The 14,961-nt window shown below is 30.6% G+C and carries 14 protein-coding genes; 10 read left to right on the forward strand and 4 right to left on the reverse strand.

Annotation, left to right across the window (positions count from 1 at the left end; translation table 11 throughout):
* The 10 genes from mnmG to glmU all read left to right on the forward strand — a co-directional run bounded on the left by mnmG (position 1) and on the right by glmU (position 10,606).
* Entirely contained in the window at positions 1-1,899 is a 1,899-nt protein-coding gene (gene mnmG, locus Bsans602_RS00005) for a tRNA uridine-5-carboxymethylaminomethyl(34) synthesis enzyme MnmG (protein ID WP_500837085.1), read from the forward strand.
* A 635-nt stretch (positions 1,900-2,534) separates the two neighbouring features.
* Positions 2,535-3,347, forward strand: a complete 813-nt coding sequence (gene atpB, locus Bsans602_RS00010) for a F0F1 ATP synthase subunit A (RefSeq protein WP_500837086.1) — start codon at positions 2,535-2,537, stop codon at positions 3,345-3,347.
* A gap of 52 nt (positions 3,348-3,399) precedes the next feature.
* A complete protein-coding gene (gene atpE, locus Bsans602_RS00015; RefSeq protein WP_500837087.1) occupies positions 3,400-3,639 on the forward strand; it encodes a F0F1 ATP synthase subunit C in 240 nt (79 codons plus the stop codon).
* 58 nt (positions 3,640-3,697) lie between these two features.
* On the forward strand, positions 3,698-4,180 hold the full coding sequence (gene atpF / locus Bsans602_RS00020; RefSeq protein WP_500837088.1) for a F0F1 ATP synthase subunit B: 483 nt from the start codon (positions 3,698-3,700) through the stop codon (positions 4,178-4,180).
* Positions 4,181-4,726: a F0F1 ATP synthase subunit delta gene (locus Bsans602_RS00025; protein ID WP_500837089.1), complete on the forward strand. Its 546-nt coding sequence runs from the start codon at positions 4,181-4,183 to the stop codon at positions 4,724-4,726.
* Positions 4,727-4,763: 37 nt separating this feature from the next.
* Entirely contained in the window at positions 4,764-6,305 is a 1,542-nt protein-coding gene (atpA, locus tag Bsans602_RS00030; protein WP_500837090.1) for a F0F1 ATP synthase subunit alpha, read from the forward strand.
* A 35-nt stretch (positions 6,306-6,340) separates the two neighbouring features.
* On the forward strand, positions 6,341-7,207 hold the full coding sequence (gene atpG / locus Bsans602_RS00035; protein WP_500837091.1) for a F0F1 ATP synthase subunit gamma: 867 nt from the start codon (positions 6,341-6,343) through the stop codon (positions 7,205-7,207).
* Between the two features lie 28 nt (positions 7,208-7,235).
* On the forward strand, positions 7,236-8,627 hold the full coding sequence (gene atpD, locus Bsans602_RS00040; RefSeq protein WP_500837406.1) for a F0F1 ATP synthase subunit beta: 1,392 nt from the start codon (positions 7,236-7,238) through the stop codon (positions 8,625-8,627).
* A 36-nt stretch (positions 8,628-8,663) separates the two neighbouring features.
* The gene (locus Bsans602_RS00045) at positions 8,664-9,089 is read left to right on the forward strand and encodes a F0F1 ATP synthase subunit epsilon (RefSeq protein ID WP_500837092.1); all 426 of its coding nucleotides are present in this window, start codon (positions 8,664-8,666) and stop codon (positions 9,087-9,089) included.
* A 128-nt stretch (positions 9,090-9,217) separates the two neighbouring features.
* Positions 9,218-10,606, forward strand: a complete 1,389-nt coding sequence (gene glmU / locus Bsans602_RS00050; protein ID WP_500837093.1) for a bifunctional UDP-N-acetylglucosamine diphosphorylase/glucosamine-1-phosphate N-acetyltransferase GlmU — start codon at positions 9,218-9,220, stop codon at positions 10,604-10,606.
* Between the two features lie 234 nt (positions 10,607-10,840).
* Here glmU and mnmE read toward each other — a convergent pair whose 3' ends face one another.
* The 4 genes from mnmE to rpmH form a co-directional block, all read right to left on the reverse strand.
* The gene (gene mnmE, locus Bsans602_RS00055; protein ID WP_500837094.1) at positions 10,841-12,256 is read right to left on the reverse strand and encodes a tRNA uridine-5-carboxymethylaminomethyl(34) synthesis GTPase MnmE; all 1,416 of its coding nucleotides are present in this window, start codon (positions 12,254-12,256) and stop codon (positions 10,841-10,843) included.
* A 77-nt stretch (positions 12,257-12,333) separates the two neighbouring features.
* Positions 12,334-14,256 (reverse strand): membrane protein insertase YidC, encoded by a 1,923-nt coding sequence (yidC, locus tag Bsans602_RS00060; RefSeq protein WP_500837095.1) that lies wholly within the window; start codon positions 14,254-14,256, stop codon positions 12,334-12,336.
* Entirely contained in the window at positions 14,235-14,582 is a 348-nt protein-coding gene (rnpA, locus tag Bsans602_RS00065) for a ribonuclease P protein component (RefSeq protein WP_500837096.1), read from the reverse strand. The genes yidC and rnpA overlap by 22 nt, the downstream gene beginning before the upstream one ends.
* 29 nt (positions 14,583-14,611) lie before the next feature.
* Complete coding sequence (gene rpmH, locus Bsans602_RS00070) at positions 14,612-14,752, reverse strand: 50S ribosomal protein L34 (RefSeq protein ID WP_500837097.1); 141 nt, start codon at positions 14,750-14,752, stop codon at positions 14,612-14,614.
* Positions 14,753-14,961: the final 209 nt, after the last annotated feature.

A 14,961-nucleotide genomic window follows, 5' to 3' on the forward strand; every position in this document is an offset into this window, starting at 1 on the left:
ATGTTTTATTCGACTCATTTTGATGTTATTGTTGTTGGAGGAGGACACGCTGGGACAGAAGCAGCTTTAGCTTCTGCTAGAATGAAATGCAACACTTTATTAATTACACATAATATTGATACACTTGGACAGATGTCGTGTAATCCGGCTATTGGTGGCATCGGAAAAGGACATTTAGTAAAAGAAATTGACTCAATGGGTGGAGCAATGGCGTGTGCTATAGATAATGCAGGCATTCAATTTAGGATACTTAACAAAAGTAAAGGGGCTGCTGTTAGAGGAACACGCGCGCAAGCTGACAAGATGTTGTATCGTCAGATAATACGTAATGTTCTTGAATATCAAGATTTTTTACTAATTATCCAGGCGTCAGTAGAAGATTTAATAATTAATAAAAATAAAATTGTTGGAGTTTTTATTCCAAAAATAGGAATGAAAGTTAATGCTACGTCTGTTGTATTGACAACAGGGACGTTTCTTAATGGTAAGATGCATATTGGAATGAATAACTTTAGAGGTGGTCGCGCTGGAGACGTAGAATCATCCTCATTGTTATCTAAACGATTAAAAGAATTTTCTTTGAGAGTCGGTCGTTTAAAAACAGGAACTTCTCCTCGTGTACACAGTAAAGGGATAAATTTTGATGTTTTACAAGCACAATATAGTGATAATCCTGTGCCTGTGTTCTCATTTATAGGATCTGAAAAACAACATCCTAAACAAGTGCCTTGCTATATTACATATACCAATGATAAAACACATGAAATAGTTAGATCAAATTTAAATCAGAGCCCTATGCAGGCAGGATTAATAGAAGGAACTGCGCCTCGTTATTGTCCATCTATAGAAGATAAGATAACGCGGTTTTCGGATCGTAATGCTCACCAAATTTTCTTAGAACCTGAAGGGCTAACAACGCCTGAAATATATCTTAATGGCATTTCTACGAGTTTGCCATTTTATGTGCAAATACAGATCATTCAATCAATTCAAGGATTAGAAAATGCTCATATAATAAGACCAGGATATGCAATTGAATATGATTTTTTTGATCCGCGTGATTTAAAGCTAACATTGGAAAGTAAATTTATTTCTGGTTTGTTTTTTTCTGGACAGATTAATGGCACTACTGGTTATGAAGAGGCAGCTGCCCAAGGACTGTTAGCAGGAATAAATGCTGCTAGGTTTTCTCAAAATAAAGAAGGATGGTATCCTAGAAGAGATCAGGCATATTTAGGAGTACTTGTAGATGATTTATGTACACACGGAACAGACGAACCTTATCGTATGTTTACGTCACGTGCTGAATATCGTTTATCTTTACGAGAAGATAACGCTGATTTAAGATTAACTGCCATTGCGCGACAACTAGGTTTAGTAGATGAGTTACGTTGGAAAAATTTTTGTTTAAAAAAAGAAAATATTGAAAAAGAACGTCAAAGATTACGTAGTACTTATATTTTTCCATATAGTACAGATGCTAAACAATTGAATAATTTTATTAAGACACCTTTAATATATGAAGTTAGTGGTGAAGAACTATTAAGAAGACCAGAAATTAATTATACGAATTTATTTAAGTTAAAATCCTTTAGTTCCTTTGTGTTAGATCGTCAGGTATATGAACAAATTGAAATTCAAATAAAATATGAAGGTTATATTCATCATCAACAAAAGGAAATAGAGAGAAATATTTATAACGAACATATATTGTTGCCAACCAATATAGATTACAATATTGTTTCTGGTTTATCTAAAGAAGTGATTGACAAACTTAATGATTATAAACCTTATTCGATTGGACAAGCTTCAAGGATTTCTGGTATCACTCCTGCAGCTATTTCTAATTTGTTAGTTTGGTTGAGAAAAAAAGGTTTGTTGAGTCATAGCGTATGTTAGTTATGTTAAATGACGATAACATATATTAATATGAGTATTACTTATAAATAGCAGATATTTAATATTTCTGTATATGACGATGAAGTAAAAAAATGACACAGTATATGTGTTTATAAATTGTTTTAGCATAATTAAACTTATATATAGTTTAAGTTAGTTTAATTATATTTTTAAATATTTAAAAAGAAAAAAGATTATGCTAGGATTTATTTGAATGCAGCAGCAGGGGTTTTTTCTAAATTAAAGAAAGTATATGTTTGTATTAATATTTGTTAATAAAAAGGTTATGTTATTTATTTGATATTGGTCTTTTATTTAATTTATATGCAATGTACTGTTATATGATGTTAATTAATTTAATACCATTATGTATAATTGATGTCGCTGTACTGTAATGATTATAGATTTATTCAAATAGTCGATGTTTGTAGAGTTTAATTAACATTTAATTCTGTATAAAAATTGAACCTAAGTATTTTATTTTAAAATAGTCAACATTTAATAAGATCATGGTTTAGTATATTTATACATTGTTATAATTAGTTATATATCGAGAAATATAACTAATGCTAGACTGGATAAGAGCATCATAAAGTTTTTGATATATAGCAAATAATGTTTTTGACAGGTAGTTTATGTTAGAGATAAAAAATACTTCTCAGGGATATATTGGGCATCATTTGTATCATCTACAATTTGATTTAAACACTTTTTTGTGGGTAGACACAGGAAATATTTCCTCTTTTTGGGTGTTAAACGTAGATTCTATATTTTTTTCAACGCTATTAGCCGTTTTATTTTTGTTGGTTGTGGGTCGTGTTGCTAAAATGGCAACTTGTGGGGTTCCTACCAAAATACAAACGTTTATAGAACTGATAATATTGTTTGTTGACAATAATGTAAAAGATATTTTTCATGGTAAAAACAAATTAATTGCGCCGTTATCTATGACCATTTTTGTTTGGGTTTGTTTAATGAATGCTATGGATCTGTTTCCGATAGATTTATTTCCTTATATAGCGAAACTTACATTAGGATTACCGTTCCTACGTGTTGTGCCATCTGCTGATATCAATATAACTTCTTCAATAGCTTTTAATGTGTTTATACTTATTGTATATTATAGCATTTATACTAATGGCATTCATGGATTTATTAAAGGATTTATATACCATCCATTCAATCATCCAGTATGCATTCCTGTTAATTTAATTCTTGAAGTTATTAGTTTATTATCTAAACCAGTATCACTTAGTCTTAGATTATTTGGCAATATGTATTCTGGTGAGTTGATTTTTATTTTAATATCTGGTTTGTTACCATGGTGGAGTCAGTGGGCGTTAAGTTTGCCTTGGGCTATTTTTCATATCGTAATTATTATATTACAAGCCTTTATTTTTATGGTATTGACAGTGATTTATCTGTCTACAGCGCATGATTCGTGTTGAAATAGATACTATGTAATTTATATGGCACAGAAGATTGTAGATAGGAGGTTTTATGGAACATTTAAGTTTTGATATGTTGTATATTGCTGCAGCAATAATGATGGGATTAGCGTCAATTGGAGCGGCTATTGGTATTGGTATTTTGGGTAGTAAATTTTTAGAAGGTGCTGCGCGCCAACCAGATCTTATTCCTATTCTTCGTACTCAATTTTTTATTGTCATGGGATTGGTGGACGCAATACCTATGATTACTGTAGGCCTTGGTTTATATGTAATGTTTTCTGCGGTTTAATAATTAAAATTTATGAATGTATTATTTTCATTAATTATTAGATGTTGGGATTGGTGCTGTGAATATTAATGCAACAATATTAGGTCAGTCTATTTCATTCGTTTTATTTGTTTGGTTTTGCATGAAATATGTATGGCGTCCATTTATGCTTATTATTGAAAAACGTCAAAAAGAAATTTCTGATAATTTAACTTCTGCTAATTATACTAAGGTTGAATCTGAACGCATTCATGCTACAGCCTTGCTTTGTTTAAAGCAGGCTCAGGTTAAAGCTCAAGATATTATACAACAAGCAAACAAATACAAAATACAAATAATTAATGAAGCTAAATATGAGGCAGAAAAAGAGCAAAATAGAATTTTATCTCAAGCACGAGAACAAATTCTGTATGAAAAAAAATGTGTTACTGACGAATTAAGAAAGCAAATAAGTAAAATTGCGGTTGAAGGTGCAGAAAAAATTATAGAACATTCTGTAAATGAACTCGTTGATAATAATCTTATAGATAAGATTATTAATACGTTATCATATGAGGACTAAATGTCTAGAATGGTTGTAATTGCTCATACATATGCAGTGGCTATATTTAATGTAGCTATAGCATATAAAAGTATTAAAAAGTGGGAATCAATTCTTGATTTGTTCTCAAAAATAAGTCAGCACAGTTTAGTACGATCTTTATTTTCTAGATATTTAGAATCAAAAAAATTATCAAATATATTTATTGCTATTTGTGAAGATTATCAAAAAAAACCAATTGATATTTTTGGTAAAAATATAATTTATATTATGGCTGAAAATAATCGATTGCTGTTGTTACCAATTGTTTTTAAAGAGTTTGTAAATTTGTGCGCTGTACATGCAGGTACTATAGAAATAGAAATTTTTTCTGCTTATCCTTTAAACTGCGGACAGCTAAATAAAATTTCTAATGTAATGACTAAACGTTTATCTAAAAAAGTAAGTATAGTGCATAAAATAGATAAAGGCATTCTAGCTGGTATAATTATTCGTGTTGGAGATACTATTATTGATGGAAGTATACGTGGACGTATTTTACGCTTAAATCATATATTACAATCTTAATATTTTTAGTTTTATCCCTTTGGGTACAAATAAGATTATGCAATTAAACTCAAATGAAATTAGTGAATTAATCAGGCGGCGTATTGCTCAATTTGATATAATGTACGAGACTCGTAACGAAGGTACTATTACTGCTGTAGGAGACGGGGTAATTCATATACATGGTTTAACAAATGTAATGCAAGGAGAAATGATTGCTCTTCCGTCAAATCAGTTTGCCATAGCATTAAATTTAGAGCGTGCTTCTGTCGGAGCGGTAGTTATGGGTTCATATTTAAATTTATCTGAAGGAATGGTGGCAAAGTGTACAGGAAATATATTACGAGTACCTGTTGGACCAGAATTATTAGGAAGAGTAGTAAATACATTAGGTATGCCTGTAGATAATAAAGGAGCTATTCAATGTTCTTATTATCTTCCGGTAGAAGCTAACGCACCTAGTATAATAGATCGAAAATCGATAGATGAACCAATTCAAACCGGGTATAAATCTGTCGATTCTATGGTTCCTATTGGACGTGGTCAACGTGAGTTAATTATCGGGGACAGACAAACTGGAAAGTCTGCATTAGCAATTGATACTATTATTAATCAACGTTACAGCGGAGTTAAGTGTATTTATGTTGCTATTGGTCAAAAAGCAACAACTGTGGCTAGTGTTGTAAAAAAATTAGCACAGTATCACGCATTAGCTAATACCATTGTGGTTCTTGCATCTGCCTCTGAGTCCGCTGTGTTACAATATTTGGCTCCTTATGTTGGTTGTGCTATGGGAGAATATTTTAGAGATCATGGAGAAGATGCTTTAGTTATATATGATGATTTGTCTAAACAAGCGGTGGCTTATCGTCAAATTTCTTTATTATTACGACGCCCTCCTGGACGAGAGGCGTATCCAGGAGATATATTTTATTTACATTCTCGTTTATTAGAACGAGCTGCCAGAGTTAGTGCTGATTATGTTGCGCAATGCACTCATGGGAACGTGACAGGAAGAACTGGTTCATTGACTGCAATACCTATTATTGAAACTCAAGCTGGAGATGTTTCTTCATTTATTCCAACTAATGTGATTTCTATTACTGATGGTCAGATTTTTTTAGAGTCTCATTTGTTTAATTCAGGAGTTCGTCCTGCAGTAAATCCGGGTATTTCAGTATCTCGAGTTGGAGGATCGGCTCAAACCAATATTATGAAGGCGTTGTCTGGTGGAATTCGTACCGCCTTAGCTCAATATCGCGAATTAGCTGCTTTTTCTCAGTTTGCTTCAGAATTAGATGAAGTTACACAAAAACAATTGAAACATGGCCAAAAAGTTACTGAATTATTAAAACAAAAACAATATGCTCCTATGCCCCTTTCATGTCAATCTATTGTTTTATTCGCAGTGATACATGGTTATTTAGAAGATGTTGAAGTATCAAAGATAAGTGATTTTGAATCTGCATTAATATTATATATGACTTATAAGGAAAAGGAACTTATGAAAATCATTGATCGTGACGGTACATATGATATGAATATTGAAAAAAAATTTAAAAGTATTCTTGAAACTTTCAAATTAAATCAATCCTGGTGAATTTAAAACACATTATTATTGTGGAATAAGAAAACATGCCTAGCACAAAAGAGATACGCGGAAAGATAGCCAGTGTTCGAAATATACAAAAAATTGCTAAAGCTATGGAGATGATTTCTGCTTCTAAAATTCATAAAACTCAAAAACGTATGTTAGTAAGTCAACCATATGCAGAGACTATACGTAAAGTTATTAATCACATTGCTTTAGGAACATTAGAATACAAACATTCTTATTTTGAAGAACGAAACATTCGATCTGTTGGTTATTGGGTAGTTTCAACGGATAGAGGATTAACAGGAGGGTTAAATATTAATTTATTTAGAATGTTATTATGTGATTTCAGAAGATGGAATAACGCAGAAATATCAATTAAATTGGCAGTTATTGGATCTAAAGCTGATTCTTTTTTACGTTATATAAAACAGACAAAGATAGTTAGCTGCATTTCTGGAATTGGGGATGTTCCTCAAATGTCAGATTTAATCGGTTCAGTTAGAGTAATGTTGCAATTATATAATAAAAATGAAGTAGATAGATTATATTTAGCATATAATAGATTTGTTAATACTTTATCTCAGGTTCCTACAATTTTGCAGATTTTACCAATTGTTTCTGAGGATAAAGTTGTATTAAAAAATAAATATTGGGATTATTTATATGAACCCGATTCTAAAACATTATTAAACAATTTATTACAGCGGTATATCGAATCACAAGTTTATCAAGGGGTAGTAGAAAATTTAGCTAGTGAACAATCTGCTAGAATGATGGCAATGAAGACTGCTTCAGATAATGGGGAAGTTATTATTAATGATCTAAAGTTATTTTATAATAAAGTTAGACAAACTAAAATTACGGAGGAATTGATAGAAGTTATTTCAGGCTCTTCTGTAATGTAAATGATAAGATAGTAGGGGTGTGGCTAATATGAATTCTGGAAAAATAATCCAGGTTATTGGAGCGGTGGTTGATGTTGCGTTTGAGCAAGATTCAGTACCTGCTGTATATCATGCGCTTAAAGTATGTACTGATGATAGATTTAATAAAAAATTGATATTAGAAGTAGCTCAACAATTAGGCGGGGGTATAGTGCGCTGTATAGCTATGGGAAATACAGATGGATTGCGTCGCGGATTAGTAGTAATTGATTTGAAACGTTTTATTGAAGTTCCAGTAGGAAAAGAAACTTTAGGTCGTGTGGTAAATGTATTGGGTGAACCAATCGATATGAAAGGACCGATTAAAGAAAAAGAAAAACGGTCTATTCATAGATCTGCTCCACTTTATTCTGAGTTATCTACTAGCCAAGAGCTTTTAGTAACTGGTATTAAAGTAATTGATTTAATGTGTCCATTTGCTAAAGGAGGTAAAATTGGTCTTTTTGGGGGAGCAGGAGTTGGGAAGACTGTCAATATGATGGAGCTTATTCGTAATATTGCAGTAGAATATTCCGGTTATTCAGTATTTGTTGGTGTTGGAGAACGTACTCGTGAAGGTAATGATTTCTATTATGAAATGATAAATTCTCATGTTATTAACAAAGTTGCTTTAGTATATGGTCAAATGAATGAGCCGCCCGGAAATAGATTACGAGTAGCTTTAACTGGGCTTACTATGGCGGAAAAATTTAGAGATGAAGGACATGATGTATTGTTGTTTATAGATAATATATATCGTTATACTCTTGCTGGGAGTGAAGTATCCGCATTATTAGGTCGTATTCCATCGGCAGTAGGATATCAATCGACATTATCAGAAGAAATGGGTATTTTACAGGAACGCATCACTTCTACAAATTTGGGTTCGATTACTTCTGTACAAGCAGTGTATGTTCCTGCGGATGATCTTACAGATCCATCTCCTGCTACCACTTTTTCCCATTTAGATGCAACTATAGTTTTAAGCCGTCAAATTGCTGCTCTCGGTATTTATCCTGCGGTAGATCCATTAGATTCTAATAGCCAACAATTAAATCCGCTTATTGTAGGGCAGGAACATTATGATGTTGCTAGAGGCGTTCAATCAATCTTACAACGTTATCAGGAACTTAAAGATATTATTGCTATTTTAGGTATGGATGAATTATCAGAAGAAGATAAATTGATAGTGTTACGTTCACGGAAAATTCAACGGTTTTTATCGCAACCTTTTTTTGTTGCTGAAGTATTTACAGGATTTTCTGGCACATATGTTTCTTTAAAAGATACTATCCAAGGATTTAAAGAGATTATAGAAGGAAAATATGATAGTATTCCAGAACAAGCATTTTATATGGTAGGAACTATTGAAGAAGTTATAGAAAAAAATAAAACTCTTTAAATTTTTTGTTGATCAAAGCAAAGTATAAGGATGTGTATGTCAGTCAGTACTTATCATTTGACCGTTGTTTCTATTGAAAGTCAAATATTTTCTGGTACAGTTCAGAAAATTCAAGTAGCAGGGACTGAAGGTGAAATGGGTATTTTTCCGGGTCATACTCCGTTGCTTACGTCGATTAAGCCGGGAGTGTTGCGTATAGTGAAATTATATAGTGATGAAGAATTTATATATATATCTGGAGGCCTCCTTGAAGTTCAAAAAAATATAGTAACAATATTGGCAGATACGGCTATTCGTGCGGAAGAATTAGATGAAAAAAAAGCTGAAGCAGCAAAATATGAGGCTGAAAAGCGTATTAAAGACTTACGTTATAATGATAACGTAGATTATATTGCAATAGCTTTAGAAATATCTAAAGCTATTGCAAAACTTAGATTAGTTGAATTAACCAAAAAAAAATAATCATATTTAATACATAATTATAATATGATTTTATATAAAAATTTTTATGTGTACAAGTGTAGTTATATATTGTGATTGCGTAAATAAATTTATTTCATAAATAAAAAAACAAAAGAGATATATAAATTATGTCATATGTTAGTTTTAGCGCAATTATTCTTGCTGCTGGTAAGGGTAAAAGGATGTTATCTGATGTACCGAAGCCACTACATAGAATTGGTGGTAAATGTATATTGCAACATTTAATTGATTCTGTAGTACAAGCGGGAGTTCAGCGCATATATATAGTATATGGTTATAAAAGCAAAACGGTAATGGAAAAAATTAATACAGATCAATATAAAGTTCCTATACATTGGGTATTGCAACATGAACTTGTTGGAACTGGAAATGCTGCGCAAAGCGCGTTGTCTACCATCAGTGATAAAGAAGAAATTCTTTTTTTGTATGGCGATGTCCCTTTTGTTTCCTATAGAACATTACAACAACTGCATGTTGTTAAATCACAGTGTGATATCAGTATGCTGACAGCTACGTTATCTAATCCAAATGGATATGGACGTATTGTGCGTAATCAAAAAGGTGATGTTATTAGTGTAATAGAACATGATGATATAATTAATGATCATCACAAAAAAATAAAAGAAGTAAATACTGGTATTTTTATAGCTATTTCTGGAAATTTAAAGCATTGGTTAGGCGTATTAACAATTCATAAATTAAAAGATGAATTTTATTTAACAGATATAATTCAGATAGCTTATCAATCAGGATATATTATACACACTATGCATCCTTATGATACGTTTGAAATTATGGGAGTAAATAGTAAATCAGATTTGGTGTCTTTAGATAGACAATATCAACAAAGACAAGCACAAAGTTTGTTATCATCAGGAGTAACAATATCTGATCCAGATAGATTTGATTTGAGAGGAACATTAGTGTGTGGAAAAGATGTATATATTGATGTAAATGTGATTATTGAAGGACATGTTTCTTTGGGAAATAGAGTGAAAATAGGAGCAAATTGTATATTGAAAGATACAGTGATTGAAGATGATGTAATGATATATCCATTTTCAATTATTGAAAACACAAAAATAAGCATGAAAAGTGATATTGGACCATTTGCTCGGTTAAGACCAGGAACTGAATTAAAAGAAAACAGCCATGTGGGGAATTTTGTTGAGATAAAAAATACGCAATTAGGTAAAGATTCAAAAGTTAAGCATCTTAGTTATTTAGGCGATGCAAAAATTGGCGCCCAAGTGAATATTGGCGCTGGGACAATTATTTGTAATTATGATGGCGTCAAGAAACATCATACTGTTATTGGAGATGGTGTTTTAATTGGGGCTGATAGTCAGTTGGTAGCTCCAATTACTGTTGGAAAAAATGCAACTATTGGAGCTGGAACTACAGTAACTCAAGATGTACCGGCTGATGAAACTATTATCAGTAGAATACGACAGTTTTCTATTTTAAATTGGAAACGACCAATAAATAAAAAATAACTTTATTTTTTATTTATTGGTTATATATTTGCACAAAATATTTATTATAGGCTTTATATTTGGATATTAATTTCATCATGTGTTTATAATGTTGAAAGCATATTAGTTTGGATATATAAACAAGATGTTTATTACTTCATAAGCTATTATGTATTATGTACTGCAAAAGTAATAGTTTTGGGTTTTATATATCTGAAATAAGTATCATTTAACTTTTATAAACTTTATTAAAAATTATTTTCCAACGCAAAATGTGGAAAAAATTTCTTCTAATAAATCTTCAGAAGTAAATTTTCCAAAAATTTTATTTAGTTCATTATGTGCTAATCCAAGATCTTCAGCAAAAAACTCATTGATAGTTGTAACAGATAATAATTGCTCCTGAGCAGATAAAAGGTATTTATAAGTTTTTTCGAGAGCATTTAGGTGGCGTCTACGAGCAATATAATTTCCTTGATTTTCAGTTAAGTTATAAGAATAATTTTTCTGCTGCTTATATTTTAAATGGTCGTTTAAATGTTTTCTCAATAAATCTGTTCCATCATCAAACAAAGCCGATAGTGTGATACACGTATAATTATTTATTCTAGTGATTTCAATTTGCTCCTTAGTTAAATCAGATTTATTGCGTATAATTGTGATGGGAATCTTTTTATTTTTAGTAAATAATATTTCTTTTACATATTCTAATGTAATGTCATATTTTTTATTTGAACCATCATCATTAGAATCGATTACCCATAAGATATGATCCGCGTTATTTAATTCATTCCATGCACGCTTTATTCCAATTTGTTCTATTTCATTATCACTATTCTTTTGTAATCCAGCAGTATCGGTAATATGACATGTTACTCCGTTTAACTGAATAGACTCATGTAATGTATCTCGTGTAGTTCCAGCCACTGTGCTTACAATGGCTCTATCAATACCAACTAATGCATTAAATAAACTAGATTTTCCCGCATTTGGATTACCAGCGATTACTATTTTTATTCCTTCACGCAATAAAACACCGTGACAAGTTAATTCGTATACTTGTTGTATGTCATTTATAACGTTTTTTAATTTTCTTTTAATATCATTATATGATAATATATCAGTTGTTTCTTCTGAAAAGTCAATAGATGCTTCTATGTGCGTGCGTAAATTAACAAGTTTTTTTAAAATTATATGTATTTTACGAGAAAAAGCTCCTTGTAGGGTATTTGATGCCGATTTTGCAGCTTGATATGAAGAAGCATTAATGATATCAGCAATTGCTTCTGCTTGTATGAGATCTATTTTGTTATTTAAGAATGCTCGTTTGGTAAATTCTCCTGGATGCGCTATTCGAATGTTAGAAGATGTTTTTAAAATACGTTCTAACAACACATCTAAAATCATTGGACCACCGTGTCCATGAATTTCTAGTATGTTTTCTCCTGTAAAGGAATTGGGTTCAGGAAAAAATAAGGCTATTACTTTTTCTAATATAAATCCATCTGTATCTAAAAATGGTAAATATTCTGCTTTTCTAGGTTCGAGTATTTTTCCTAACAATTTAGGAATAATTTCAGGAACTAAATTTCCAGACATTCGTATAACTCCAATACCTCCGTGTCCTGGAGGCGTAGAAATGGCGGCTATTGTATCAATTATGTAATTCATAAACTTTTTTATTACTTTGTATAATATAGTTATTGAGATAGAAAATATATTTTTTTAAAAATCATGTTCCTATTAATTTAAAAATATTTTTGATTATGCAATCCTTTTTTTTCTAATCCTTGGTAAATTATTTGTTGTTGAATGATAGTAATTATATTACTTACTATATAATATAACACTAAACCAGATGGGAACCATAAAAAAAATATAGTAAAAATTATTAACATGATAGTCATCATCTTTTTTTGCATGGGGTCAGTAATAGTGGTAGGTGACATTTTTTGTATAAAAAACATAGTAATTCCCATTATTATTGGCAATATGTAGTAGGGATCTTGAGCAGATAAATCATGGATCCAAAAACCAAATTTAGCATGTCTTAATTCTACAGAACCTGATAGCATATAATATAGGGCTAAAAATATTGGCATTTGAATTAATAGAGGTAAACATCCTCCTAATGGGTTTACTTTTTCTTCTTTATATAATTCTATAGTTTTCTGATGATATTGATATTTATCATGTTTATATTCTTCTTGTATCGCAAATAATTTGGGTTGTAACATGCGTATTTTTGCCATAGAAGTATATTGTGCTTTGGTTAATGGATACATAGTTAAACGTATAATTAATGTTATAATGATAATAGATATACCCCAATTTCCTATATAGTTGTGAATTAAACTTAATAATTTAAATAATGGTTGAGAAATAAACCACAACCATCCGTAGTCTATTATTAAGTCTAAATTTGGAGCTATTTTTTTCATTTTTTCTTGGATTTTTGGTCCCATCCATAAGATAGACTTTAATTCTCCTTGCCCTCCTATAGGAATAGATATTGAATCAGATCGAAAACCTATAGTAGAAACACTATTATTTTTATGATAGGTAGTATAAAATGTGCTATCGCCCTGAGTGAGAGGAATCCAAGCAGTCGCAAAATATTTTTGAGACATTGCTATCCATCCGTTAGAAGTATTAATTTTTAAGTTCATATTTTTTATATCTTTGAAGCTATATTTTTGATATTTTTGTTTGTCAGTGGAATATGCTGATCCACGATAAGAATATAGAGGAAAATTATCTCCGTTATTGTTATCATCGTATGATTTAGGATAATGTATAGATTGCACTAAATTTCCAAATAATTTAACTGTTAATGGATGATCACTCATGTTTTTTATGGTATAATACACGTGTATGGCGTAATCATCCCTATTAAAAATATAATTCTTAGTACAGGTGATATTGTTAGAATGATTAATTAAAGTTAGATGTAATTTGTTTCTATTTTTTGGCAAAATAAACACATTTTGATCAGTTTCAGTAGTGTATAATAGTTTCTTATAATTAAATGAAGGTGTTGGTGTATTTTTAATTATTAGTCCGCTATTCGTTTGATATATAAACTCTTGCGAAGTACTTAATAAGGGGAAAGGTTCATTAGAATTCAAATTCTTTGAGTAATTTGTTAGATATGCTTCTTCAATATCTCCCCCATAAGTATTTATTTTTAGCAGAAGTACATCTGTTTTTACTGTAATTATATGATCTTTGTTGTATATACGTTGTGTATTGTTATTATTTACAGAATGGATTGGCGGGTGTATGTTTTCATGTGCGTCTATTTTTTGAATATTAGTTCTTTGGTGATATTCCGTTTGCCATGTTTGCCACAGTATAAACGACATAATTAAAAAAGCTATCACAAAGAAATTACGTTGCGAGTCCATGTTGATTATGTCCTGAATATGTGAATATGAAGAAGACATAAAATCTTCATTATTATTTAAAGCTAAAGGATGACATTGTAATATGCGAATACAAATCATCCAAGTACCTTGTAAGACTCCAAATTTATATATTGATTCAATCCCGTATTGAGAACACGTTATTTTAAAACGACAATGATGTCCTAGTATAGGACTGATACTAATTTGGTATCCATGTATAAACCATATTATTATTTTTTCTATTAATACAAATGGTAATACCATAATTTTTCAAGCTCTTTTATCAGTATATTATTTGTAAAATGAATAATTTCTTTTGAGTTAATAGTTAGCACAAAGTCTTTAGATGACAAGTTATGCTGATTTATACGAAAGGTTTCTCGCATGTGTCTTTTAATTCTATTTCGTTCGTAAGCGTGTTTAATATATTTCTTGGATATAGCTAACCCAATGCGGGGATATCCTAATCGGTTAGACCTACTAAACAAAGTAATTCCAGTTATTTTAATACGTTCTGGGTTTTGAAATACAAAAACAAACTCGCTTACAGTCAACAATCGTGCCCGTTTAGGCAAAAATTTTCTATTCATTTAGTTGCATTAACAGTTTTGTTTAATATTTAAACAGATACAACCAATCGAACACGTCCTTTAGACCTGCGTCTTGATAATATTTGGCGCCCTTGTCTTGTTGACATTCTTCTTCTAAATCCGTGTGTTCTATTGCGTTTTAATATGGAAGGCTGAAAGGTGCGTTTCATATTTAAATTCTTGTACGTTTACTTAATAATAAAAGATAATTTTTAATTATTTATTTGTTACATCTTATGTAAGACTAATTTTTATGTTATAGGATAGTATATAAAAAGTCAAAAAACATTTAAAAATTTATCTTATTATTTTTTATAAATAATGGATTTTGTTATAATAATATTGTAAAAAGATGAATGATTATTTTAACGTATGGTGT

Source organism: Candidatus Blochmannia sansabeanus (nom. nud.) (genome assembly GCF_059935345.1).

What these genes read in the sequence shown, in the direction of transcription:
- atpE (WP_500837087.1), top strand. Translation starts at nt 3,400, where the DNA reads ATGGAACATTTAAGTTTTGATATGTTGTATATTGCTGCAGCAATAATG.
- atpA (WP_500837090.1), top strand. Translation starts at nt 4,764, where the DNA reads ATGCAATTAAACTCAAATGAAATTAGTGAATTAATCAGGCGGCGTATT.
- yidC (WP_500837095.1), bottom strand. Translation starts at nt 14,256, where the DNA reads ATGGTATTACCATTTGTATTAATAGAAAAAATAATAATATGGTTTATA.
- Bsans602_RS00025 (WP_500837089.1), top strand. Translation starts at nt 4,181, where the DNA reads ATGTCTAGAATGGTTGTAATTGCTCATACATATGCAGTGGCTATATTT.
- atpG (WP_500837091.1), top strand. Translation starts at nt 6,341, where the DNA reads ATGCCTAGCACAAAAGAGATACGCGGAAAGATAGCCAGTGTTCGAAAT.
- rnpA (WP_500837096.1), bottom strand. Translation starts at nt 14,582, where the DNA reads ATGAATAGAAAATTTTTGCCTAAACGGGCACGATTGTTGACTGTAAGC.
- mnmE (WP_500837094.1), bottom strand. Translation starts at nt 12,256, where the DNA reads ATGAATTACATAATTGATACAATAGCCGCCATTTCTACGCCTCCAGGA.
- Bsans602_RS00045 (WP_500837092.1), top strand. Translation starts at nt 8,664, where the DNA reads ATGTCAGTCAGTACTTATCATTTGACCGTTGTTTCTATTGAAAGTCAA.
- atpD (WP_500837406.1), top strand. Translation starts at nt 7,236, where the DNA reads ATGAATTCTGGAAAAATAATCCAGGTTATTGGAGCGGTGGTTGATGTT.
- mnmG (WP_500837085.1), top strand. Translation starts at nt 1, where the DNA reads ATGTTTTATTCGACTCATTTTGATGTTATTGTTGTTGGAGGAGGACAC.
- atpB (WP_500837086.1), top strand. Translation starts at nt 2,535, where the DNA reads ATGTTAGAGATAAAAAATACTTCTCAGGGATATATTGGGCATCATTTG.
- rpmH (WP_500837097.1), bottom strand. Translation starts at nt 14,752, where the DNA reads ATGAAACGCACCTTTCAGCCTTCCATATTAAAACGCAATAGAACACAC.
- glmU (WP_500837093.1), top strand. Translation starts at nt 9,218, where the DNA reads ATGTCATATGTTAGTTTTAGCGCAATTATTCTTGCTGCTGGTAAGGGT.